This is a genomic window from Streptomyces sp. NPDC036764 (assembly GCF_055609385.1).
The window spans coordinates 531590-554240 of record NZ_JBVJPT010000001.1 but is presented as its reverse complement, the minus strand read 5'-3'; the positions used below and the strand labels follow the sequence as shown (position 1 = coordinate 554240).

Annotated in this window: 17 protein-coding genes; 9 read left to right on the top strand and 8 right to left on the bottom strand. The window is 72.0% G+C overall.

Annotated elements, in window-relative coordinates:
- Window positions 1-34: 34 nt before the first annotated feature.
- The 3 genes from ACZ69Q_RS02340 to ACZ69Q_RS02330 all read left to right on the top strand — a co-directional run bounded on the left by ACZ69Q_RS02340 (window position 35) and on the right by ACZ69Q_RS02330 (window position 4825).
- Window positions 35-793 carry an IclR family transcriptional regulator gene (locus tag ACZ69Q_RS02340; protein ID WP_471034862.1) on the top strand — a complete coding sequence of 253 codons (759 nt, stop codon included), beginning with the start codon at window positions 35-37 and terminating at the stop codon, window positions 791-793.
- Between the two features lie 103 nt (window positions 794-896).
- Window positions 897-2042 (top strand): PP2C family protein-serine/threonine phosphatase, encoded by a 1146-nt coding sequence (locus ACZ69Q_RS02335; RefSeq protein WP_471034858.1) that lies wholly within the window; start codon window positions 897-899, stop codon window positions 2040-2042.
- A 101-nt stretch (window positions 2043-2143) separates the two neighbouring features.
- On the top strand, window positions 2144-4825 hold the full coding sequence (locus ACZ69Q_RS02330; protein WP_471034853.1) for a SpoIIE family protein phosphatase: 2682 nt from the start codon (window positions 2144-2146) through the stop codon (window positions 4823-4825).
- A 206-nt stretch (window positions 4826-5031) separates the two neighbouring features.
- Here ACZ69Q_RS02330 and ACZ69Q_RS02325 read toward each other — a convergent pair whose 3' ends face one another.
- A complete protein-coding gene (locus ACZ69Q_RS02325) occupies window positions 5032-7023 on the bottom strand; it encodes a flavin monoamine oxidase family protein (protein ID WP_471034849.1) in 1992 nt (663 codons plus the stop codon).
- Window positions 7024-7136: 113 nt separating this feature from the next.
- On the opposite strand from ACZ69Q_RS02325, the gene ACZ69Q_RS02320 reads away from it, so the two are divergent.
- The gene (locus ACZ69Q_RS02320; RefSeq protein ID WP_471040213.1) at window positions 7137-7313 is read left to right on the top strand and encodes a hypothetical protein; all 177 of its coding nucleotides are present in this window, start codon (window positions 7137-7139) and stop codon (window positions 7311-7313) included.
- A gap of 145 nt (window positions 7314-7458) precedes the next feature.
- A complete protein-coding gene (locus tag ACZ69Q_RS02315) occupies window positions 7459-8241 on the top strand; it encodes a polysaccharide deacetylase family protein (RefSeq protein WP_471034844.1) in 783 nt (260 codons plus the stop codon).
- Window positions 8242-8247: 6 nt separating this feature from the next.
- On the opposite strand, the gene ACZ69Q_RS02310 is transcribed toward ACZ69Q_RS02315, so the two are convergent.
- Both ACZ69Q_RS02310 and ACZ69Q_RS02305 read right to left on the bottom strand, forming a co-directional pair.
- Window positions 8248-9468 carry a cytochrome P450 gene (locus tag ACZ69Q_RS02310; RefSeq protein WP_471034841.1) on the bottom strand — a complete coding sequence of 407 codons (1221 nt, stop codon included), beginning with the start codon at window positions 9466-9468 and terminating at the stop codon, window positions 8248-8250.
- Window positions 9469-9544: 76 nt separating this feature from the next.
- Window positions 9545-10555 carry a DUF2278 family protein gene (locus tag ACZ69Q_RS02305; RefSeq protein ID WP_471040003.1) on the bottom strand — a complete coding sequence of 337 codons (1011 nt, stop codon included), beginning with the start codon at window positions 10553-10555 and terminating at the stop codon, window positions 9545-9547.
- A 216-nt stretch (window positions 10556-10771) separates the two neighbouring features.
- Between ACZ69Q_RS02305 and ACZ69Q_RS02300 the strand changes: the two genes are divergently transcribed.
- Both ACZ69Q_RS02300 and ACZ69Q_RS02295 read left to right on the top strand, forming a co-directional pair.
- Complete coding sequence (locus tag ACZ69Q_RS02300; RefSeq protein ID WP_471034837.1) at window positions 10772-11215, top strand: SRPBCC family protein; 444 nt, start codon at window positions 10772-10774, stop codon at window positions 11213-11215.
- A gap of 78 nt (window positions 11216-11293) precedes the next feature.
- Window positions 11294-12628: a lanthionine synthetase LanC family protein gene (locus ACZ69Q_RS02295; RefSeq protein WP_471034833.1), complete on the top strand. Its 1335-nt coding sequence runs from the start codon at window positions 11294-11296 to the stop codon at window positions 12626-12628.
- Here the strand turns inward: ACZ69Q_RS02295 and ACZ69Q_RS02290 are convergent.
- The 5 genes from ACZ69Q_RS02290 to ACZ69Q_RS02270 form a co-directional block, all read right to left on the bottom strand.
- Window positions 12574-13731 carry an XdhC family protein gene (locus ACZ69Q_RS02290; protein ID WP_471034830.1) on the bottom strand — a complete coding sequence of 386 codons (1158 nt, stop codon included), beginning with the start codon at window positions 13729-13731 and terminating at the stop codon, window positions 12574-12576. The genes ACZ69Q_RS02295 and ACZ69Q_RS02290 overlap by 55 nt on opposite strands.
- Before the next feature lie 47 nt (window positions 13732-13778).
- Complete coding sequence (locus ACZ69Q_RS02285) at window positions 13779-15236, bottom strand: NCS2 family permease (RefSeq protein WP_471034827.1); 1458 nt, start codon at window positions 15234-15236, stop codon at window positions 13779-13781.
- 236 nt (window positions 15237-15472) lie between these two features.
- Window positions 15473-17857 carry a xanthine dehydrogenase family protein molybdopterin-binding subunit gene (locus ACZ69Q_RS02280; protein WP_471034822.1) on the bottom strand — a complete coding sequence of 795 codons (2385 nt, stop codon included), beginning with the start codon at window positions 17855-17857 and terminating at the stop codon, window positions 15473-15475.
- A gap of 4 nt (window positions 17858-17861) precedes the next feature.
- Window positions 17862-18446, bottom strand: a complete 585-nt coding sequence (locus ACZ69Q_RS02275; RefSeq protein WP_471034818.1) for a (2Fe-2S)-binding protein — start codon at window positions 18444-18446, stop codon at window positions 17862-17864.
- A complete protein-coding gene (locus ACZ69Q_RS02270; protein ID WP_471034816.1) occupies window positions 18446-19336 on the bottom strand; it encodes an FAD binding domain-containing protein in 891 nt (296 codons plus the stop codon). The genes ACZ69Q_RS02275 and ACZ69Q_RS02270 overlap by 1 nt, the downstream gene beginning before the upstream one ends.
- A 375-nt stretch (window positions 19337-19711) precedes the next feature.
- Here ACZ69Q_RS02270 and ACZ69Q_RS02265 point away from each other — a divergent pair, with 375 nt between their 5' ends.
- The gene (locus ACZ69Q_RS02265; protein ID WP_471034812.1) at window positions 19712-21385 is read left to right on the top strand and encodes a PucR family transcriptional regulator; all 1674 of its coding nucleotides are present in this window, start codon (window positions 19712-19714) and stop codon (window positions 21383-21385) included.
- A 153-nt stretch (window positions 21386-21538) separates the two neighbouring features.
- Window positions 21539-22321, top strand: coding sequence for a hypothetical protein (locus ACZ69Q_RS02260; RefSeq protein ID WP_471034808.1), 783 nt, complete (start codon window positions 21539-21541; stop codon window positions 22319-22321).
- Window positions 22322-22651: the final 330 nt, after the last annotated feature.

Sequence of the window (22651 nt, the reverse complement as noted above, 5' to 3'; positions counted from 1 at the left end):
TGCCCGCGCCGGGCACCCGGCGCACTCTGTTCCTATGGGTGGCAGTGAGGGCCCTACGCTCATCGGCTCGGTGCAGCGCGCCTTCCGCCTGTTGGAGGCGATGAGCGCGCACGAGAACGGCGCGCCCGCGAAACAGCTCGCACGGGAGACGGGCCTGCCCCTGGCCACGGCGTACCACCTGCTGCGGACGCTGGTCCACGACGGCTATGTCCGCAAGCTCGACGACGGCGGGTTCATCCTGGGCGAGCGGCTGCAGACGCTGCACACCACGGGCCGGGCGCAGGCACTGCTCAGCCGGATCCGGCCCACGCTCGCCGCGCTGCGGGACGAGCTGTCCAGCGCCGCCTACCTCACCTTCTACGAGGAGGGGGAGATCAGGGTGGCCGAGATCGTCGACGGTCCGCGCGCTCCCCGCGTCGACCTGTGGGTGGGGTTCGAGGACGCGGGGCACGCCACGGCGCTCGGCAAGTCCGTGCTGCGGGAGCTGGACGAGGAGGCGCGCCAGGACTACCTGTCCCGGCACCGGCTCGCCGACCTCACGCCCCGGACCATCACCGATCGCCCTGAGCTGCTCAGACGGCTCGACTCCTCACCCCTGGCCCCGGCGGTCACGGACATGGAGGAGTACTCCCTCGGCACGGTCTGTGTCGCGGTGCCCGTGTACAGCGGGAACACCCTCGGCTCGCTCGGCGTCTCGCTGCGGGCGGACCGGCGCTCGCGGCTGGAGGAGGTCACGGCGCGGCTGATTCCGACCGCGAACCGGGTGACCAGGGGCCTGTCGCTCACTATCTGAAATTCCTGTGCTTGTCCCATCCGGGGTCGAACCCGTTTCCTGAATAAACCGGACATTTCATTGGGTGTACGCCCTGCGCACAGGTGAGGACAGCGGACAAGCGATGAGCAAGGCCCCTGATCACGACCCCGACCACTGGCCGAGGCGCATGGTCGCTCTCATGCCCGTACTGCCCGTACTGCCCGTACTGATCGTCTGCGGTCTCGTGCTCGTCGATCTCGTCGGCGGCTCGGGCGTGACCTGGGTACCGCTGCTCGCCACGGGGCCCGCGCTCGCCGCCACCACCGGCGGCCCGCGCGGCGTCCTGTGCGTGGGGCTGATGTCCGCCGTTGCCGGCGTGGCCGTCGGCGTCCGCGCCGACGCTCCGGACAGCGATCTGGCGGTCGCCCTGGCCTCGCTGCTGGTGGTCACCCTGGCCTGCGCCGCGACCAGCGCGCTGCGCATCCGGCGCGAGCGGGTGCTGGCGGCGGTGCGCTCGGTCGCCGAGGCCGCCCAGCACGCGCTGCTCCAGCCGATACCGGCGACGGTCGGACCGTTCCAGGTGGCCGTGCGCTACAGCGCCGCCGCGGCCGAGGCCCGCATCGGCGGGGATCTGTACGCCCTGGTGTCGACCCCGTACGGTGTCCGGCTGATCGTCGGCGATGTGCGCGGCAAGGGGCTGCCGGCCGTGAGCACGGCGGCGCTGGTGGTCGGCGTGTTCCGCGAGGCCGCCCACGACGAGCCCGATCTCCTGGACGTCGTCGCGCGGATCGAGCGGAGCCTGGCGCGGAACCTGGGCAGCGACGACTTCGTCACCGCCGTGGTCGCCGGGTACCCCCGGGACGGGCAGCTCGAGGTGGTCAACTGCGGGCACGCGCCGCCGCTGCTGGTGCGGGACTCCGTCGTCGTACCGGTGGAGCCGGACCGTCCGGCGCCGCCGCTCGGCCTGCGCAACCTGTCGGGCGAGGCGCCCGAGCTGCACGTACTGCCCTTCGCGGACGGGGACCAACTCCTGCTGTACACCGACGGTGTCACCGAGGCCCGCAACCACGACCGCGAGTTCTACCCGCTCGCCGAGGGGCTGGCCCGGCACACCTGCGACGAGCCGGTGGACACCGTCACCGCACTGCACGGCGAACTCCAGGCCCACGTAGGCGGCCGGCTCCACGACGACGCGGCCCTGCTGCTGCTGCGCATGCCGGCCACGGCCGGGGCACCGGCCGCCCCCGAGCCGCCGGCGGCCGGGCGCGTCGAGTCGTGCTCGTCGTAGATCCGCGGACGCACCGCGGATCCGTCTCCCGCCGACCGCTGCCGGCACCTTCCTTCGACAGGCACCGTGCCCACCGCATGGAACGGTGTTAGAAATGAGGCATGGCCGGATTCCTCGGCCGCCTGCGCTCGCTGTTGAGCGCACGTACCGTGGCCCGGCAGGTCTTCGTGCTGCAGGCGGCCATCGTCGTGCTCCTCGTCGTCGCCGCCGTGGTGGCTCTGGTGCTCCAGGTGCGCTCCGACACCAGGCGGGAGGCCGGCAACCGCTCCCTCGCCGTCGCCGAGTCCTTCGCGAACGCGCCGGGCATCGAAAAGGCCCTGGCGAACCCCGACCCCAGCGCTGCGCTGCAACCCCGCGCCGAGGCCGCACGCAAGGCCACGGACGTGGACTTCATCGTCGTGATGACCAAGGACGGGATCCGCTACACCCACCCCAACCCCGACCGGATCGGCAAGCACTTCGTCGGCACCATCGCCCCGGCCGCGGCGGGCGGGGTCGTACGGGAGACGTACACCGGCACCCTGGGTCCGTCCGTGCGGGCCGTGGTCCCCGTCACCGACGACGACGGCACGGTCGTCGCCCTGGTCGCCGCCGGGGTGACGCTGGCGAGCGTCGGCGGGGTCGTGAACCACCAGTTGCCGACGCTGCTCGGCTCGGCGGCCGCCGCGCTCGCCCTCGCCACCGCCGGCACCGCGCTGGTCAGCCGCCGGCTGCTGCGCCAGACGCACGGGCTCGGTCCCGAAGAGATGACGCGGATGTACGAGCATCACGACGCCGTCCTGCACTCCGTGCGGGAAGGCGTGCTGATCATGGACGACCGGCGCCGGCTGGCGCTGGCGAACGACGAGGCGCGCCGGCTGCTCGGGCTGACCGCGGAGGCGGAGGGACGGCCCTGCATCGCCCTCGGCATCGGCAGCGACCTGGCCCGGCTGTTCGCCTCCGGGCGGGACGCCACCGACGAGGTGCATCTGGCGCAGGGCCGGCTGCTGGCGGTCAGCCAGCGTTCGACCGACCGGGACGGCGGGCCGCCCGGCAGTGTGGCGACGCTGCGGGACACCACCGAGCTGCGGACTCTGACCGGCCGGGCGGACGTGGCGCAGGAGCGGCTGAAGCTGCTGTACGACGCCGGCCTTGAGATCGGCACCACCCTCGACGTCACGCGCACCTCGCAGGAGCTGACCGACTTCGCGGTGCCGCGGTTCGCCGACTTCGTCTCCGTCGATCTCGCGGATCCGGTGCTGCGCGGTGAGGAGCCCAAGGAGGGCCGCACCGACATGCGCCGGGTGGCGTTCCAGGGCGTCAGGGACGACAGCCCGCTCTACCCGATCGGCAAGCTGATCCACTTCTCCCCGGCCACCCCGCAGGCCTTCGGCTTCGGTACGGGCAAGTCGGTGCTGGAGACGGACATGCCCGCCCTGGCCGGCTGGCAGGAGCAGGATCCCGTGAACGCCCGCAGGCTCGTGCGATACGGGTTCCACTCGATGCTCACGGTCCCGCTGCGGGCCCGTGGCGTCATCATGGGCATGGCCACCTTCTGGCGCGCCGAGCGGCCCGATCCCTTCGAGCAGGACGACATCTCCCTCGCCGAGGAGCTGGTGGCGCGGGCCGCCGTCAGCATCGACAACGCCCGCCGCTACACCCGCGAGCACACCCTGTCGGTCACGCTCCAGCGCAGTCTGCTGCCGCGGGCCCTGCCCGAGCAGAGCGCCCTCGACGTGGCCTACCGCTATCTGCCCGCGCAGGCGGCGCAGGGCGGGGTCGGCGGGGACTGGTTCGACCTCATCCCGCTGCCGGGCGCGCGGGTGGCCCTGGTCGTGGGCGACGTCGTGGGCCACGGGCTGCACGCGGCGGCGACGATGGGCCGGCTGCGCACGGCGGTCGACAACTTCTCCACGCTCGACCTGCCGCCCGACGAACTCCTCGGCCATCTCGACGAGTTGGTGGCGCGCATCGACCAGGACGAGGGCGAGGGTGAGGGCGAGGTGGCGCCGATCACCGGGGCGACCTGCCTGTACGCGGTCTACGACCCGTCCACCGGGATGTGCGCCCTCTCCCGCGCCGGCCACCTCGAACCGGCGCTCGTGCACCCCGACGGCGAGGTCGAGTTCCTGACCGTGCCGGGCGGGGCGCCGCTGGGCCTGGGCGGCAGCCTGCCCTTCGAGGCGACCGAGGTGCGGTTGCCCGAGGGCAGCGGGCTGGTGCTGTACACGGACGGGCTGGTGGAGGACCTGGGCCGGGACATCGACGAGGGGCTGGAGCGGCTGCGCGGCGCGCTCGCCGCGACGCCCCCGACGCACGGCCGCACTCCGGAGGAGACCTGCAAGGCGGTCCTGGAGACCCTGCTGCCCGTGCGTCCCCGCGACGACGTCGCCCTCGTCGTCGCCCGGACACGGCTGCTCCCGTCGGACCGCACGGCGTCCTGGGACGTGCCGGACGACCCCTCCGCGGTGGCCCGGGTGCGGGCGGCGGCGGCCCGGACACTGACCGACTGGGGTCTGGCGGAGGAGGCGTTCACGACCGAGCTGATCCTCAGCGAGCTGGTCACCAACGCCCTGCGGCACGCCACCGGCCCGATCCGGGTCCGCCTGATCCGCGACCTCGCCCTGATCTGCGAGGTCTCCGACGGCAGCAGCACCGCCCCGCACCTGCGCAGCGCCGCCGCCACCGACGAGGGCGGCCGGGGCCTGTTCCTGGTCGCCCAGTTCGCCGAGCGCTGGGGCACCCGGTACACGGCGTCCGGCAAGGTGATCTGGACGGAACAGCCGCTGACGCCGGGCCGGTGACCGAGGCCGCCCGCACGGCAGAGGCATGACCACGTTCGAAGCCCGGCCGCAGGCTCCCATGCTGGTGGCCGACGGACCGGGTGCCCGACGCACCCGAGGACCCGTTCACCCGCCCGCTGCCGGCCTGCGTACCGCGCCGGGGCCGGGGTCCGGCCGACGCGGTACGGGCCAGGGCGCGGGCGGATGCCGCACAGCGCCGCGGCGGCTCAGTCGCCGTGCGCCTCCAGTGCCGCCCGCACGCCCGACTCGACGGCGCCCTCGATCCACGACGGCTTCACCGAGGTGTGGTCCCCGGCGAAGCGCAGCGGCCCCTCAGGGGTCCGGATCGCCTGCAGCAACTCCGTGTGCTGGCCGGGCAGGAGGACGGACGCCTCGCCGTACGCGTACGGGTCCCGCAGCCAGCTCTGGGTGCGCCCGGCCCCGGTGTAGAAGACCTCCAGCCGCTGGCCGTAGACCTGTTGCAGGCCCCGCAGCGCGTGCGGGTAACGGGCGTCCTCGTCCAGGGAGTCCCAGCGCGAGGCGTCGTCGGCCCAACTGTAGGAGGCGAGGACGACGCCGCCCTTGCTGCCCTCGACCGGATGCGAGGGGTTGATCATGAAGCGGTTGGAGTTGTCGGAGACCGAGCCGCCGCCGACGATGTGCGCCGCCTCGGGCTGGTCGCGGGTTGCCCAGCGGTTGGCGGCGTAGTGCGCGCGCTGGGCGTCGCCGATGTGGCCGGGCGGCACGGACGGGTGGGCGCCGAGGAGGCTGCCGTCGGCGGGTGCCTTGCCCTTGCGGTAGTCGTCGTAGAGGCCGGGCCGTACGGCATCCAGCTCCCGCTTCCAGTCGGCCTCGGTGAACTCCCACCAGCGCAGGCCGAATTCGAGCAGCACCTTGGTCGCGCTGTCGTAGTGCAGCTCGGCGACCGCGCGCCGCTTCTTGTACGACATCAGCGGGCTGACCTGCACCTGCCTGAGCCCCGAGAACGGCACCGTGACGATCGCGAGGTCACCGGTGAACTGCTCGCGCACGACCTTGCCGTCGCGGCCCTCGGAGACGGTGTCGATCCAGACGTGCGGACCCTTGGCGTCGACGTGGGAGGTGTCGTCGGCGCCGGGCCGGCCGGGGGCCCAGTACTCGACGTGGGTGGCGCGCCGGTCGAGGCGCAGGACGTCGGCGACCTGCTTCAGCAGCGCGTCCGGCAGGGTCGCCGTGCCGCCGACCAGCTCCCAGAACGCGGTGTCGGGGCTGATCAGCGACTGGCTGATGAAGCTGTGGATGAAGGAGAGCGGCAGCCGTGAGGTCAGGTTCTCGAGGGTGCCGATCAGGTCGACGGTCCGCTCGTCGAAGCCCGCCTCCTCGGTCAGGAAGCGGTACATCGACCAGTCACCGTACTTCTGCACGACCCGCGCCCAGCCCTTGACCCGCTCGGGCATCGGCTTGTCGACGCGCTTGCCGTCCGGGCCGACGGTGCTGAACTCGTCGCGTACGGGGTCCAGGGCGCGGCGCAGGATGGTCGAGGACGGGGTGTCCCAGTATGCGCGCGGGACGCCGAAGGAGCGGTTGACCTTGCGGGGTGCCTTCGCGTACTCGGAGCGGCGCACCCGGATGCCGTTGACGTGCAGCCAGGCGTTGTTGACGGGCTTTCCGTCCGCGTCGACGTCGACGAGGTGGAACGGGCGCCGCTCGACGCCGAGTTGCTCGATGAGCTGCATCACCAGCGGATGGCTGCCGGGGATGCGCATCGCACCGGCCTCCGCGTACTGGGCCGGGTCGGCGAACGCCTGTGCCGCGTGCTCGTGCCCGCCGGTGCGGAAGGTCTTGATACGGCCGCCGACGCGGTTGCCGTTGGCCTCGACGAGCGTGACGTGGTGTCCGGCCCGCTTCAGCAGCCAGGCGGCGACCAGTCCGGCGGGGCCGGCGCCGACGACGAGGACCTTGCGGGCGGTCCCGGTCTGTGCGCGGGGCAGTCCGGAGTCGAGGATCTTCCGGTAGGCCGGCGCGAGCGGCTGATCCCGGTCGTCGACGAGCAGCAGGGCGCGGGCGACGGCCAGGCAGGTGTCCCAGTCGGCGGTGGACCTCGGCCGGTGCGGGGCGGTGGGGGCGGCGACCGCCGCTGTGGGGGTGAGCGCGGCCAGGCCGGCCGTGGTGGCGGAGGCGGTCGTGAACTGCCTCCGGGAGAGGCCGGTTGGGCCGACAGACGCGCGTTGTTTGTCCATGTGCCTTGAATACGGGGGAAGTTGGCCGCTGGAGCGTCCAACTGTCGGTTCATCACCTGAACGGGCAAGCGCACCATCATGCGGCCGCGCCGGGCGTGCGTCCGCACGCGGGTTTGCCCGGCACGCGGGACGAGACCGAGGCCCGCATGCCGCACATCTGGGCGCCGGAGATCCACTTCATCGACGGCAAGTGGTACGTCTGCTTCGCCGCCGGCGCCACCAACGACGTGTGGGCGATCCGGATGTACGTCCTGGAGGGCACCGGCGCCAACCCGCCGACCGCCACCTGAGCGGAGAAGGGGTCAGACGCCGAGCGCGGCGACGGACCGGGCGGACGCCACGTTCCACGCCCAGTAAGACCGTCAGAAAGCGCAGGTCAGACACTATAAACAGTGTCTATACATGGCGAGTATAATCGCCATGTATAGTCGCTTCATGTCTCTTCCGATCAAGAAGATGAAAAAACCGTGGGTCTGGTTGTGTGCCGCCGCCGTTCTGGTGGCGGCCGCTTCCGTGGTGGCCTTCACGCAGTACGTGCGTCTGGAGACCACTTCACCCAGCGCAGCCCGGGCTCAGGCCACGTCCACCGCCAGGCCCCTCTCCGGCGGCGTCGACTGCCGCGAGGCCAAATGCGTCGCGCTGACCTTCGACGCCGGGCCGAGCGAGCACTCCGCGCGGCTGCTGGACATCCTCAAGGACGAGAAGGTCCCGGCGACCTTCTTCCTCCTCGGCAAGCGGCACATCGACAAGTACCCGGAGCTCGTCGAGCGGATGGCCGACGAGGGCCATGAGGTGGCCAACCACACCTGGGACCACAAGAGACTCACGGAACTCGAACCCGACGAGATACGCGAGGAGATAGAGCGTCCCAACAAGGAGATAGAGCGCCTCACCGGACGGCGCCCCACGCTGATGCGCCCGCCGCAGGGCCGGACCGACGACACGGTGCACGACATCTGCCGCGAGCTGGGGATGTCGGAGGTCCTGTGGAGCGTGACCGCCAAGGACTACAAGACCAATGACTCCGAGCTCATAGAGCAGCGCGTCCTCGATCAGACCGAACGGGACGGCATCATCCTGCTGCACGACATCTACGACGGGACCGTGCCGGCCGTACCCGGGATCATCGACGCGCTCAAGGAGCGGGGGTACGTGTTCGTGACCGTGCCGCAGTTGCTCGCGCCGGGGAAGGCCGAGCCGGGGAAGGTGTACCGGTGAGCCGTCTCACCAGGTGAGGTGAAGACGGTACGGGGAACGGTGGATCATCGTCGGGCGCATCTCGACCGGGTGCTCCTGAGCGAGTCGCAGACCGGGCAGCCGACCCGTCAACTCCTTCAGGGTGAGCCGGACCTGCTCACGGGCGAGCTGTGCGCCGGGGCAGCCGTGCGCGCCGAGGCCGAAGGCCAGATGACGGACCGGGGTGCGGGTGATGTCGAAGGTGTCGGAGTCCGGATGACAGGCGGGGTCCCTGTTGGCGGCGCCGAAGGCGACGAACAGCGTTGCGCCGGCGGGCAGTTCCGTACCGGCGAGGGTGACCGGCCGGGTGGTGAGCCGTCGGAAGCCCTGGATCGCACCGTCGTAACGGGCGGCCTCCTCGACGGCCGCCGGGATCCTTTCCGGCTCGGCGCACAGCAGCTCCCACTGCGCGCGATTCCGGAGCAGGTGCAGGACCGTCGTGCCGATCAGGGCGGTAGTGGTCAGATGCCCCGCGATCAGCAGGTTCTGCAGGTGGCCGACGGCCTCGTGCCGCTGCTCCAGGGTGAGTTCGCCCTCGCCGACCGACGCCACGATCTCCGAAGCGAGGTCCTCGCGGGGGTGCGCGTGCCGCTCGCGCACATACCGCTCCAGGACGCGCTGCATGGCGACGACGTCCTCGGCGGCGGCGATCTGCTCGTCCTCCTGAAGCGGGCGGAAGAGGAGTTCCTCGGCGCGGTGTCCGCCGTGCACGACGGCCGGCACGTCGGCGGGGTCGAGGCCGACGAGCCTGCCGATGACGTCGCCGGGAAGGCGTCGGGCGTAGGCGGACATCAGCTCGAGACGGCCGTACTCGCCGTCCTTGCCGAAGCCGTCGACGAGGGCGGCGGCCCGCTCCGCCGCATACGGCAGGACGGCCGCGACGCGCGCCGGTGACAGCCCGCGGACGACGGGTGCGCGCAGCCGCTGGTGCCGGGCGCCGTCGGTGGTGACGACGACGGGCCGCCCGCCGAAGCCGCCGCCGAGGACGGCGAGGGCGGCAGGCGACGGGAGCACGTCCGGGCGCAGGCTGTTCGCCGAGGAGAACTCCTCGGGGCGGCGTAGCACTTCGCGTACGTCGGCGTCCCGGGCGACCAGCCAGGCGTCGAGCTCGGGAACGTGCGTGAGCCCCGGCACGCGGCGGGCGCGCTCGTAGTGCGGGTAGGGATCGCTCTGCAACGCGTCGAGCAGGTCGTGCGGCGCACGGTCCATGGGATGCCCTCCCGAGTGCGGTCCGGGTCGCGCTCATGGTGCCGTACGGGTGGGAGGGCGTGGTAGACGGCCGCGGTCAGAAGACGACGGACCAGCCCTCCCGTCCGGCCTGCGCGGCCGTGTACGAGACGCCGTCCACCTTGAGCTTCCTGGCGTCGAGGAGGCTGATCTCACCGCCGTGGTTGCCGAGCTGGGCTCCGCCGTCGAGGGGCACGGTGAGGGCGGTCCCGGGCGCGAGCGGTCCGGCGGGCACGGCGGAGCGCTGGCCCAGCCGGTCCTGGAGCTGCCACCCGGTCAGGTCGATTGGGTCGGGTGAGGCGTTGAGCAGGGTGACGCTCTCGGCCTCGGGGGCGGGGCCGCGCGGGTTGACGAGCGCGGCGACGATACGGACAGGACGCGTGCCGGGCTCCGGGCGCGACGGGTCGACGTCGTCGATGGTGTGGCCGGTGACGTCGTCCGTCTTCCAGGACTGGCTCTGGAAGGCGAGGAAGACGGCGACCCAGCGGGACTGCGCCGGGAAGTGGACGAGGAGTCCGCCGTCCTGCCAGACGCCGTCGGCGTCCCGGAATCGGCCGCTGTTCCCCTGGTTCATATGGATGTCGTGCACGCCGTTGCCGGGCTGAAAGCCGAAGATCTTGTCCTTCACCCTGGCCTCGGGACCCCAGCGCTCGCCGAACAGGTACAGCCGGGCCTCCTGGTCTGTGACCGCGCGGCGGACGGAGTGGTCGAGGAGGTCGGCGAGGTCGTTGTCGGGGCCTTCGAGGTCCGGGGGCAGCTTCCGCATCAGGGCCGGGTCGAAGAGGTTGCCGCGCACGAAGTCGAGGTTCGGGCCGCCGGGGCCGGGCGGCAGGGTGTTCCAGCCGCTCGCCAGTCCCGCCAGCCGGGCCGTGATCGGGTGCCGGAAGTCGTCGCTGACGAAGTACAGCAGCTCGGAGGGCTGCTGCTGGGAGAGAACGTTGACGGCGGCGCGGTAGTGGTTGCCGGCGTCGTCGGTGACATGGATCTGATAGTGCGGCGAGTCGCTGCCGCCCTCGCGCCGGGTGTCGACGGCCCGTCCGATCAGTACGCCGTAGGTCTTCAGTGGCATGACGATCAACTCCCCCTGGAGGCAGGCGGATTGCCCGCCCATGGGAGGCAGGGTAGGACGGTGGGCGGGTTCGCCGAGGCCGAGTTCACCTCACGTACGTCTGCACGCCGACGGGCGGCTGGACCACCTGCACGCCCCGTATACGCCACGCGCTCCGCCCGGCCACCGCGCCGTGACCAGCCCTGATGCCCCGGGACCGTTCCGTAAGATCGCTCCGTGGCGAACTTCCTCCTTCAGCGCACGGTTCCACTGCCCCTCACGGAGGCGTGGCGCCGCCTGACGGAGTGGCCCCGCCACGCCGACGTCGTGCCCCTGACCCGCATCCGGGTCACCACCCCCGCCCCGACCCACGTGGGCACGCGCGTCGTCGCCCGCTCCGGCCTCGGCCCCCTCTCCTTCGACGACCCGATGGAGGTGACGGTCTGGCAGCCCCCGTCGGACGACGCCACACCTGGCCTGTGCCGCCTGGAGAAGCGGGGCCGGGTGATGCGCGGCTGGGCCGAGATCGAGGTGCGCCCCGGGCCGGGCGGGCGGGCACGGGTGGTGTGGCGGGAGGAGCTGCGGGTGCGGTTCGTGCCGGGGGTTTTGGACGGGGTGGTGGAGCGTACGGCTCGGTTCGTGTTCGGGCGGGCGGTGAATCGGTTGCTCAGACGGGGGTGACGGCCCTTCGGCCGGGTGCGTCCGGTACGGGTCGGTGCGCAGGTGAGGCCCGCGGACGGCCGTGTCAGAGTGGGTCCCATGACGGAGACCGATGCAACGACCATGAAACCGGACGAGATTGAGGCGCTGGCCGTGGACGGGCTGCGCTGGCTGCTCTCCGTGGCGCGCGACGGCGGGGGCGGCGGGATCGGCTGGCCCGTCAGGCCGTCCGACGCCGACGTCGACCCCATGCTCTACAACGGCACCGCCGGTATCGTCCCGGTCCTCCTGGAAGCCTGGCGGCACTTCGGTGACGACTCCTACGCGGACGCCGCCCAGCGCGCGGCCCGCTCGCTGGCCGCCTCCGTCGAGGGCCACGCGGACGACTCCCTCTACTTCGGCCGCACCGGCATGGCGCTCGCGCTGCGTGCCGTGCACGACGAGCTGGGCGACGCGGCCGCCGGGGCCGCCGCCGAACGGGCCCTGGAGCTGGTGCGGGCGGCCCGCGGCAAAGCCGCTGATGGATGCGGCGACGGGGAGCGCTGGGGTGAGCTGTACGAGCTGATGGGCGGCAACGCGGGCATCGGGCTCGGCGCGTTGCTGATGGGAGCGGACGATCTCGCCGTACAGGCCGTGGAGTCGTACGCACGCACCGCCGAGCGGACCGCGCACGGCGTGCAGTGGCAGCACCGGCCCGGCGCGCCCGGCCGCATGCACCACATCTCGCACGGCACCCTCGGCATCGTCTACGGCCTGGCCGCCGTGGGCCACGCGGCCGGCCGCACCGATCTGGTCGAGCTCGCGCTGGCCGGTGCCGCGGACGTCGTGGCCCGCGACGAGGACGGGCCCGACGGCTTCCTCGCCCCGCACTCCGATCCGCAGCACCGCCCCGATCTGGTCCAGCGCCACAACTACGGCTGGTGCCATGGCCCTTCGGGCGACGCGCAGGTCTTCCGCCTGCTGCGGGACGTGACCGGCGACCCCGCGTGGCCGGTGCTAGCCGACCGCTGCTGGCACACCGTCACGCACTCGGGCCTGCCGAGCCGGCTGCGCCCCGGTTTCTGGGACAACAACGGCCGCTGCTGCGGCACGGCGGGCGTCCTGGCGCTGGCGTGCGACCGGATCGCCGAGCAGGGCGACTCCCCCGGCTTCGCCGAGGTCCTCGTCGCCGACATCGCCGCGCACGCCACCCGGGACGCCGACGGCGCCCGCTGGTCCAACGTCGAGCACCGGGCCACCCCGAGCGGCCTTGAGCCGCAGACCGGGTGGGCGATGGGCAACGCGGGCATCGTGCGGGAGCTGTTGCGCCACGTGAGGATCTCCCGCGGCGGTGCCCCTGCCTACGCCTTCGCCTGGCCCGACCAGCCGGTGCCGCGGGCTCAGGCCACCGACCCGATCCGTCCCGCCGGCCCGGACGTGGACGTCGCGTCGTGATGGATCGGCGTGTGCGCGCCGGTCAGTGAGACGCCGCTGCCGCCTCGCCGGCCCGCGATGATCTCCGAGGCGATCGACAGGGCCGTCTCCTCGGGCGTACGGGCGCCCAGGTCGAGGCCGATCGGCGAGCGGAGCCTGGCCAGCTCCAGTTCGGTGACGCCGACCTGCCGGAGCCGCTCGTTGCGGTCCAGGTGGGTGCGGCGCGAGCCCATCGCGCCCACGTACGCCACCGGCAGCCGTAGCGCGAGCTGGAGCAGGGGTACGTCGAACTTGGCGTCGTGGGTGAGCACGCACAGGACCGTCCGCGCGTCCACCTCCGTGCGCTCCAGGTACTTGTGCGGCCACTCCACGACGATCTCGTCGGCCTCCGGGAAGCGGGTCTCGGTGGCGAAGACCGGGCGGGCGTCGCACACCGTCACGCGGTAGTTCAGGAACTTGCCGATCCGCACGAGCGCCGACGCGAAGTCGATCGCGCCGAAGACGATCATCCGGGGCGGCGGGACCGAGGACTCGACGAGCACCGTGAGCGGGGCTCCGCAGCGCGAGCCCTGTTCGCCGATCTCCAGCGTGCCCGTGCGGCCAGCGTCCAGGAACGCCCCCGCCTCCGCCGCGACCGTGCGGTCCAGTTCGGGGTGGCCGCCGTAGCCGCCGTCGTAGGAGCCGTCCGGGCGGACCAGCAGCGCGCGGCCCATCAGTTCGGACGGGCCGGACACGATCCGGGCGACCGCCGCCGCCTCGCCGGCCGACGCGGCGGCCAGTGCCGCCGTCACCACCGGCCGGGCGGGGTCCTGCGCCCGCACCGGGGTGACCAGGATGTCGATGATGCCTCCGCACGTCAGGCCGACGGCGAAGGCGTCCTCGTCGCTGTATCCGAAGCGCTCCAGGACCGTCTCGCCGTCCTGAAGGGCCTGTTGGCACAGGTCGTAGACCGCGCCCTCCACACAGCCGCCGGAGACCGAGCCGATCGCCGTGCCGTCGGCGTCCACCGCGAGCGCGGCGCCGGGCTGGCGGGGTGCGCTGCCGCCGACCGCCACCACGGTGGCCACGGCGAAGTCGCGTCCCTGCTCGACCCACCGGTGCAGCTCTTCGGCGATGTCCAGCATCTGTCGGTCTCCTTAAAGCGGTTGTGTGGAGGGCGGTTCGCGCACGGCTAGTGCACGCCCATCCAGCTCTCAATGGGATTGAGGGCGAAATAGACGATGAAGATGCCTGTCAGGGCCCACATGAACGCCCCGATCTCCCGCGCCTTGCCCTGAGCGATCTTGATGGCGACGTACGAGACGACGCCGGCCGCGACACCCGCCGTGATCGAGTAGGTGAACGGCATGATCACGACGGTGAGGAACACCGGGATCGCGGTGGCCCGGTCGGCCCAGTCCACGTGCCGGGCGTTCATCATCATCATGGCGCCGATGACCACCAGGGCCGCCGCCGCGACTTCGCCCGGCACGATCGCCGTGAGCGGGGTGAAGAAGAGGCAGGCCGCGAAGAACAGGCCGGTGACGACCGAGGACAGGCCCGTGCGGGCACCCTCGCCGACGCCGGTCGCCGACTCGACGAACACCGTCTGCCCGGACGCGCCGGCCACGCCGCCGATCGCGCCGCCCGCGCCGTCGATGAACAGCGCCTTCGACAGGCCCGGCATCCGGCCCTTGTCGTCGGCGAGCTTGGCCTCGGTGCCGACGCCGATGATGGTGGCCATCGCGTCGAAGAACCCGGCGAGCACCAGGGTGAACACGATCATGCCGACCGTCATCGCGCCGACCTCGCCCCAGCCGCCGAACTCGACGTTGCCGAAGATCGAGAAGTCCGGCATGGACACCGCGCTGCCGTGCAGTTCGGGAGCGCCGCTGGCCCACTGCTTGGGGTCGATGACGCCGAAGGCGTTGAGGACGACGGCGAGCACGGTGCCGCCGACGATGCCGATCAGGATCGCGCCGGGGATGCCACGCGCTTGGAGCATGAAGATCGCGAGAAGGGTGACCGCGAAGAGCAGGACGGGCCAGCCGGCCAGTTCGCCGGCGGGGCCGAGGGTGACCGGGGTGGCCTCGCCCTGGTGCACGAAGCCGGCCTTGTAGAAGCCGATCAGCGCGACGAACAGGCCGATGCCCATGGTGATCGCGTGCTTGAGCGCGAGCGGGATCGCGTTCATGATCATCTCGCGCAGGCCGGTGACGACCAGCAGCATGATGACCACGCCGTACATCACACACATGCCCATGGCCTGCGGCCAGGACATCTGCGGGGCGACCTGCGAGGCGAGGACGCCGGAGACGGAGAGGCCGGCGGCGAGGGCGAGTGGCACCTTGCCGAAGAAGCCCATCAGCAGCGTGGTGAAGGCCGCCGCGAACGCGGTCGCGGTGATGAGGGCCTTCTGCGCGAGGGTGTCTCCTGCCGCGTCCTTGCCGGACAGGATCAGCGGGTTGAGCAGGAGGATGTACGCCATCGCCATGAAGGTGGTGATGCCGCCGCGCACCTCACGCGCGATCGTGGATTCTCGCTTGGATATGTGGAAGTACCGGTCGAGCCAGGACCTGCCGGCCGGGACGCGGGTGCCTTCTCCCGCGTCGTCGGCTGTGGTCGCCGGCTCCAGTGACTGCTGGGTCATGTGGGCCTACTCCCAAGGTTCAAAGGGGCACCCGCGCGGCCGCCCTGACGGCAGCGGGATTTGGGAAGGTGCTTCGGCCGCACGACCCGGGGGACGGCCCGAGGCGAACGAACTGTGGTGCTGGTACTTGCGGTTCCTCGAACTGCCGCGAGCGGTGCGGCACATCGAGTGCTCCGGGCGGTGCGGCGGAGTGTGTGACGTTCCCTCACACCGCCCGGAGGGCCTTGCGGGATTCCTTACGCCGTGCCGGTGAGGTGTTCCGGCCGTACCGGCGTGCGGTTGAGCTCCAGCCCGGTCGCGTTCCGGATCGCCGCGAGGACGGCCGGGGTCGAGGACAGGGTGGGCGCCTCGCCGATGCCGCGCAGCCCGTAGGGGGCGTGGTCGTCGGCGAGTTCGAGCACGTCGACGGGGATGGTCGGCGTGTCGAGGATCGTGGGGATGAGGTAGTCGGTGAAGGAGGGGTTCCTGACCTTCGCCGTCTTCGGGTCGACGATGATCTCCTCCATGACCGCCACGCCGAGGCCCTGGGTCGTACCGCCCTGGATCTGGCCGATGACGGACAGCGGGTTGAGCGCCTTGCCGACGTCCTGGGCGCAGGCCAGCTCGATGACCTTCACCAGGCCGAGCTCGGTGTCCACCTCGACGACCGCGCGGTGCGCGGCGAAGGAGTACTGGACGTGGCCGTTGCCCTGGCCGGTGCGCAGGTCGAAGGCCTCGGTCGGACGGTGCCGCCACTCGGCCTCGACCTCGACGGCCTCGCCCTCCAGCACGTCCACCAGGTCGGCGAGCACTTCGCCGCCGTCGGTGACGACCTTGCCGCCCTCCAGCAGGAGTTCCGCGGTGGCCCAGGCGGGGTGATAGGAGCCGAACTTGCGGCGCCCGATCTCCAGGACCTTCTCGCGGACCAGCTCGCAGGAGTTCTTGACGGCACCGCCGGTGACGTATGTCTGCCGGGAGGCCGAGGTCGAACCCGCCGAGCCCACCTGCGTGTCCGCCGGGTGGATCGTCACCTGGGCGACGCCCAGCTCGGTGCGGGCGATCTGCGCGTGGACGGTGACGCCGCCCTGGCCGACCTCCGCCATCGCGGTGTGCACGGTGGCCACCGGCGCGCCGCCGACGACCTCCATGCGCACCTTGGCGGTGGAGTAGTCGTCGAAGCCCTCGGAGAAGCCGACGTTCTTGATGCCGACCGCGTAGCCGACGCCGCGTACGACGCCTTCACCGTGCGTCGTGTTGGACAGACCACCGGGAAGCTGCCGTACGTCGGAGCCCTCGCTGGACTCCCACTGGCGCTCCGGCGGCATCGGCATCGCCCGGACACGGCGCAGGAGTTCGGCGACCGGCGCCGGGGAGTCGACCGGCTGCCCGGTCGGCATGATGGTGCCCTGTTCCATGGCGTTGAGCTGCCGGAACTCGATCGGGTCCATGCCGAGCTGCTTCGCCACCTTGTCCATCTGCGCTTCGTAGGCGAAGCACGCCTGGACCGCGCCGAAGCCGCGCATGGCGCCGCAGGGCGGGTTGTTGGTGTAGAGGGCGATGGCCTCGATGTCGACGTCCTCGACGACGTACGGGCCGATCGCCAGCGAGGAGGCGTTGCCGACGACCGCCGGGGAGGCGGAGGCGTACGCGCCGCCGTCGAGCACGATCCGGCACTTCACGTGCGTGAGCTTGCCGTCCTTCGTGGCGCCGTGCTCGTAGTAGAGCTTGGCGGGGTGGCGGTGGACGTGCCCGAAGAAGGACTCGAACCGGTTGTAGACGATCTTGACGGGCTTGCCGGTGCGCATCGCCAGCAGGCAGGCGTGGATCTGCATCGACAGGTCCTCGCGGCCGCCGAAGGCGCCGCCGACGCCGGACAGCGTCATACGGACCTTGCGCTCGGGCAGGCCGAGGACCGGGGCGATCTGCCTGAGGTCGCTGTGCAGCCACTGGGTGGCGATGTAGAGGTGGACGCCGCCGTCCTCGTCCGGCACGGCGAGGCCGGACTCCGGGCCGAGGAAGGCCTGGTCCTGCATGCCGAAGGTGTACTCGCCCTTGACGATCACGTCGGCCCGCTCGGCGGCCTCGGCCGCGTCGCCGCGGAAGATCGGCTGGCGGTGGACGATGTTCGGGTGCGGGACGTGACCGATGTGGTGGTCGTCGCGGCCCTCGTGGACGAGGATCGCGTCCGGCGCGGTCGCCGAGGCCTCGTCGGTGATGACGGGCAGCTCGCGGTATTCGACCTTGATCTTCGCCGCGGCGCGGCGCGCCGTCTCAGGGTGGTCGGCGGCGACGATGGCGACGGGCTCGCCGTGGTGGCGTACCTTGCCGTGCGCGAGGACCGGGGTGTCCTGGATCTCCAGGCCGTAGTTCTTCACGTCGGTCGGCAGGTCGTCGTACGTCATGACGGCGTAGACACCCGCCATCGCCAGCGCCTCGCTCGTGTCGATGGACACGATCTCGGCGTGCGCGACGGTGGACCTGAGGATCTGGCCCCAGAGCATGTCCTCGTGCCACATGTCGGAGGAGTACGCGAACTCGCCGGTGACCTTGAGGGTGCCGTCCGGGCGGAGCGTGGACTCGCCGATGCCGCCCTTGGTCTGGGAACCCTGGGTGATCTTCGTGGGAGCGCCATTGGTGGGCATGTGCTCAGACCGCCTCTGACTGCCGGGCGGCCGCGAGGCGGACCGCGTCCATGATCTTCTCGTAGCCGGTGCAGCGGCACAGGTTGCCCGACAGCGCCTCGCGGATGTCCGCGTCGCTGGGGTTCGGGTTGTTCTCCAGCATCTCGTCGGCGGCGACCAGCAGACCCGGGGTGCAGAAGCCGCACTGGACGGCGCCGGCGTCGATGAACGCCTGCTGGATCGGGGAGAGCTCGGTGCCCTCACCGGTCTGCGAGTCCTGCCCCTTGGCCGCCCACTGCTGGGCGTCCTGCAGGGACGTACCGCAGGCGCCGCTCGCGCAGCCACCCTGCTCGGCGCGCTGCTTGGCGAAGTCCGCCAGGCCCTCGACGGTGACGACCTCGCGGCCCTCGACCTGCCCGGCGGCGACCAGACACGAACACACGGGCACGCCGTCGAGGCGGACGGTGCAGGACCCGCACTCGCCCTGCTCGCAGGCGTTCTTCGACCCGGGCAGGCCCATCCGCTCCCTCAGCACGTACAGCAGGGACTCGCCCTCCCACACGTCGTCGGCTTCCTGCGGACGTCCGTTGACAGTGAAGTTGACACGCATTACGCGGCTCCCTCCGTGAGGCGGCGCTCGCCGCGGTACGACTCCCAGGTCCAGGTCAGCGTGCGGCGGGCCATGACGCCGACCGCGTGCCGGCGGTAGCTCGCCGTGCCCCGGACGTCGTCGATCGGGTTGCAGGCGCCCGAGCACAGCTCGGCGAACTGCTTGGCGACCGACGGGGTGATGATCTTGCCGTTGTCCCAGAAGCCGCCCTCTTCGAGCGCGGCGTTCAGGAACTCCTCGGCGGTCTTGGCCCGCACGGGCGTGGGGGCGGCCGAGCCGATCCCCGTACGCACGGTCCGCGTCTCGGGATGCAGCGCGAGTCCGAAGGCACACACGGCGATGACCATCGCATTCCGCGTGCCGACCTTCGAGTACTGCTGCGGCCCGTCGGCCTTCTTGATGTGCACGGCGCGGATGAGCTCGTCGGCGGCGAGCGCGTTGCGCTTCACGCCGGTGTAGAACTCGTCGATCGGGATACGGCGGCTGCCGCGCACCGACTCGACCTCGACCTCGGCGCCGGCCGCGAGGAGGGCGGGGTGGGCGTCGCCGGCCGGGGAGGCGGTGCCGAGGTTGCCGCCGACGCCGCCGCGGTTGCGGATCTGCGGGGAGGCGACCGTGTGCGAGGCGAGCGCGAGGCCCGGCAGCTCGGCGCGCAGGTTCTCCATGATCCGCGTGTACGGCACAGAGGCGCCGAGCCGAACGCTCTCCTCGCCGACCTCCCACTCGTAGAGGTCGCCGATGCGGTTCAGGTCGAGAAGGTACTCGGGCCGACGGTGGTCGAAGTTGATCTCGACCATCACATCGGTGCCACCCGCAATCGGCACAGCGGTGGGGTGCTCGGCCTTCGCGGCGAGCGCCTCCTCCCAACTGGCGGGGCGAAGGAAGTCCATGACCGGCTCTCTTCTTCGTCTCGTGGGTCGTACGGTTTGAGCCAGATCAGGTGCGGCGGGCCCGGCTCGTTCATGTGCTGTTAACGCGCATTGACGTCAGTACACAGCGCGCTGCTCCACCGGGGTCAGTCACGGAAACCATGAAGGAGTTGGCTGGCCAGGGTGGGCATCTTGTAGATTCGTATGAAGAGAGGTCACCAGTAACCTCCACGTCTTTCTCCGGAAACAGCGGACACAACCCTGTGACCTGGGACACCGTCCGAAAGACGATGAGCACCGCCCCCGGCGCCGCTCATCGGCCCGCCGTACGGGCCGCCCCGACAGACCCTTCAAGATTCATCGTAGATTTCGAGACAAAGAACGGCGGCGACGAGAATGCGGCTGCGCGCACTGCTGGAAACTGACGCGCTGGGCCTCAAGCTGCTCGGCGGCGAGGACGAGCTGGATCGCACCGTGCGCGGCGTGATGACCACCGACCTCAGGGACCCCAGCCGCTACCTCTCCGGCGGTGAGCTGGTGCTCACCGGGCTGGCGTGGCGCCGCAACGCCGCGGACTCCGACCCTTTCGTGCGCATCCTGGCGCAGGCCGGTGTGGCCGCCCTCGCGGCCGGTGAGGCAGAGCTCGGCGACATCCCCGACGACCTGGTGACGGCCTGTGCCCGCCACCGCCTCCCGCTCTTCGCGGTGCACGAGTCGGTGGCGTTCGCGACGGTCACCGAGCATGTCGTACGGCAGGTCAGCGGCGAGCGGGCCGGGGACCTGGCGGCCGTCGTCGACCGGCACCGCCGGATGATGACCTCGGGCCCGGCGGGCGGCGGCCCGGACGTGGTCCTGGACCTCCTCGGCTCGGACCTGGACCTGCGGGCATGGGTGCTGTCGCCGACGGGCCGGCTCATCGCGGGCTCCGAGGTCGGCGGCCCCGCCCTGCCCGCCGAGCTGTGCGCGAGGCTGGCGGCGGAGCATCTGACGGCCGCCCGCACGGGCCGCCGCGGGCCGCACCGGATCACCCTCGGCGCATCGACGTACTCCCTGTTCCCGATCCGCAGCAGCGGCCGCTCCGCGCAGGGCTCGCGGGACGTGCGCGAGACGGTGCTGTCGGACTGGCTGCTGGCCGTGGAGGCGGACGCGGGCGACTGGCCCGAGGAGCGGCTCGACCTCCTCCAGGGCGTCACCCAGCTCATCGCGGTCGAACGGGACCGCCGGGACGCGGCGCGCACGGTCCGCCGCCGTCTCGCCCAGGAGGTACTGGAACTGGTCCAGACGGGCGCGGCACCGGCCGAGATCGCCGCACGCCTCCGGGTGGCCGCACCGGTCCTGCTGCCCGGCCTCGGGGCGGCCCCGCACTGGCAGGTGGTGGTCGCGCGGGCCGAGTGGGAGGGCGCCGACATCGAGGCGGGCCCGATCGCCCAGTCCCTCCTGGAAGAGATCCTGGTGGACCCGGTCGCCACGGGCCCCGAACCCTCCGACCGCATCGCGGTGGCTCACACGGGCGACGAGGCCATCGCTCTCGTCCCCCTCCCCGCCGTCTCCTCGGAACACGACGGCTCGGAGGCCGGCATCCTCGCCGACGCGCTGCTGGAGTCGGTCCGCGCCCCGCTGTCCGCGGGCCTGAACGACGACGGCCGGGTCACGCTGGGCGTCAGCGCCGCGGTGCACTCGGCGGAGGGCCTGCGCGGCGCCCTGGAGGAGGCCCGCCACGCCCGCCGGGTGGCGGCGGCGCGCCCCGGCCGGGTCTGCGCGGCAGGCCACCAGGAGCTGGCCTCGCACGTCCTCCTCCTCCCCTTCGTCCCGGACGACGTACGCCGGGCCTTCACGGCCCGCCTCCTCGACCCCCTGCGCGACTACGACCGCCGTCACCGCGCCGAACTGATCCCGACCCTCGAGGCGTTCCTCGACTGCGACGGCTCCTGGACCCGCTGCGCGACCCGTCTCCACCTGCACGTCAACACACTGCGCTACCGGGTCGGCAGGATCGAGCAGTTGACGAGTCGGGACCTCTCCCGACTGGAGGACAAGCTCGATTTCTTCTTGGCATTGCGGATGAGTTGACCTCACCCGGCCGTCCCGCCGGATGGCACCAAGTGCCGCCACTGTCCCACGACTTTGTGAAATCCTTCACCCACCCTCTTGGCCGGGCCGGGAGATTCGTGCTGAGATGCCGCCACCACTCAACAGCTCAATGGTGTGCTCGGGGAGGGCGAGGTGGCGTATACCGCCATGTCTGGTAACGGAACGACCGCCGGTGACGATCCACTCCAGACCGCGGTATGGCGGCTGCGCTCACGCGCCTGCTGGGCGGACGCGGCGGCCCTGCTACAGCCGGTGACCGCGCCGGCCTCGCTCCAGCGGGCGTCCTTGCTGGTGGAGCGCTGCCTCTACACCGAGCAGGGCTGGGAGGAGGCCGAGGACGCGCTCCGCACGGCCGAGGCGCTCGCCCACAGTGACGACGAGCGGGGTGCCGCCGCTTGTGAACGCGGGCAACTTGCGTACGCGGCGACCCTGCACCAAGTGCGCGACCGGGCGGACGAGGCGCGGGCGGCGCTGGGCCGGGCGGCGGCGCTGATCCCTCCCGGGGCACCTGGCCGCGCCCTCCTCGACTTCCGCCGGGGCCTGCTGGCGGAGAACCTGGCGCGCTCACCCCAGGCCGCGCGGGCGGCCTACCGCCGGGCCCACGCCGGCGCCACGGCGCACGCCGATCCCCTCCTGCTCTCCTTCACCTGGCGCCACCTGGCCGGACTGGCCCTGCGCGACGGCGAGTTGGCGGAGGCCCGGCACGGCTTCACCGAGTCCCTGCGCATCCGTGAGGAACTCGGCTACCTGGTCGGCACGGCCCCCGCCCTGGCCTCCCTGGCGGACACGGAGACCGAACCGGAGGCGTCCCGCCTACGCGAGGAGGCCGCCCGCCTCTTCCGCCTCCTCGGAGGCGTCCCCACGTGGCTGGCCCGCCAACTGACCCCACAGTCCCCGGACGCGGCAACGGCATAACACCCTGTACCACGGCCACGAGCGGGTTGAACGAGGCGACGGCTCCACCGCGTACGCCGGCTGCGGGTCCGTCGTGGCCGGTCGCGCAGTTCCCCGCGCCCCTAGGCGGGTGCAGGCGGCCTGCATCAGGACGTGGCCGCCCCCGGGTGGGGCGGCTGCGGGTCCGTCGTGGCCGGTCGCGCAGTTCCCCGCGCCCCTAAGGGGGTTGCAAGGGGCCTGTGCCAAGACGTGGCCGCAGTCGCGTACGGCGCAAGGGGACGTGCCGGGGGGTGTCCGCCCGCAGCGGCGGGCGTCAACAAACAGCCCCTCCCTGCGCAACAGCAACCGCCC

Excerpts from the sequence above, each read along its gene's own strand:
- ACZ69Q_RS02305 (WP_471040003.1), bottom strand. The coding sequence starts at position 10,555 with ATGCCACTGAAGACCTACGGCGTACTGATCGGACGGGCCGTCGACACC.
- ACZ69Q_RS02330 (WP_471034853.1), top strand. The coding sequence starts at position 2,144 with ATGGCCGGATTCCTCGGCCGCCTGCGCTCGCTGTTGAGCGCACGTACC.
- ACZ69Q_RS02275 (WP_471034818.1), bottom strand. The coding sequence starts at position 18,446 with ATGCGTGTCAACTTCACTGTCAACGGACGTCCGCAGGAAGCCGACGAC.
- ACZ69Q_RS02295 (WP_471034833.1), top strand. The coding sequence starts at position 11,294 with ATGACGGAGACCGATGCAACGACCATGAAACCGGACGAGATTGAGGCG.
- ACZ69Q_RS02270 (WP_471034816.1), bottom strand. The coding sequence starts at position 19,336 with ATGGACTTCCTTCGCCCCGCCAGTTGGGAGGAGGCGCTCGCCGCGAAG.
- ACZ69Q_RS02265 (WP_471034812.1), top strand. The coding sequence starts at position 19,712 with ATGCGGCTGCGCGCACTGCTGGAAACTGACGCGCTGGGCCTCAAGCTG.
- ACZ69Q_RS02310 (WP_471034841.1), bottom strand. The coding sequence starts at position 9,468 with ATGGACCGTGCGCCGCACGACCTGCTCGACGCGTTGCAGAGCGATCCC.
- ACZ69Q_RS02325 (WP_471034849.1), bottom strand. The coding sequence starts at position 7,023 with ATGGACAAACAACGCGCGTCTGTCGGCCCAACCGGCCTCTCCCGGAGG.
- ACZ69Q_RS02335 (WP_471034858.1), top strand. The coding sequence starts at position 897 with ATGAGCAAGGCCCCTGATCACGACCCCGACCACTGGCCGAGGCGCATG.
- ACZ69Q_RS02280 (WP_471034822.1), bottom strand. The coding sequence starts at position 17,857 with ATGCCCACCAATGGCGCTCCCACGAAGATCACCCAGGGTTCCCAGACC.
- ACZ69Q_RS02290 (WP_471034830.1), bottom strand. The coding sequence starts at position 13,731 with ATGCTGGACATCGCCGAAGAGCTGCACCGGTGGGTCGAGCAGGGACGC.
- ACZ69Q_RS02315 (WP_471034844.1), top strand. The coding sequence starts at position 7,459 with ATGTCTCTTCCGATCAAGAAGATGAAAAAACCGTGGGTCTGGTTGTGT.
- ACZ69Q_RS02285 (WP_471034827.1), bottom strand. The coding sequence starts at position 15,236 with ATGACCCAGCAGTCACTGGAGCCGGCGACCACAGCCGACGACGCGGGA.
- ACZ69Q_RS02340 (WP_471034862.1), top strand. The coding sequence starts at position 35 with ATGGGTGGCAGTGAGGGCCCTACGCTCATCGGCTCGGTGCAGCGCGCC.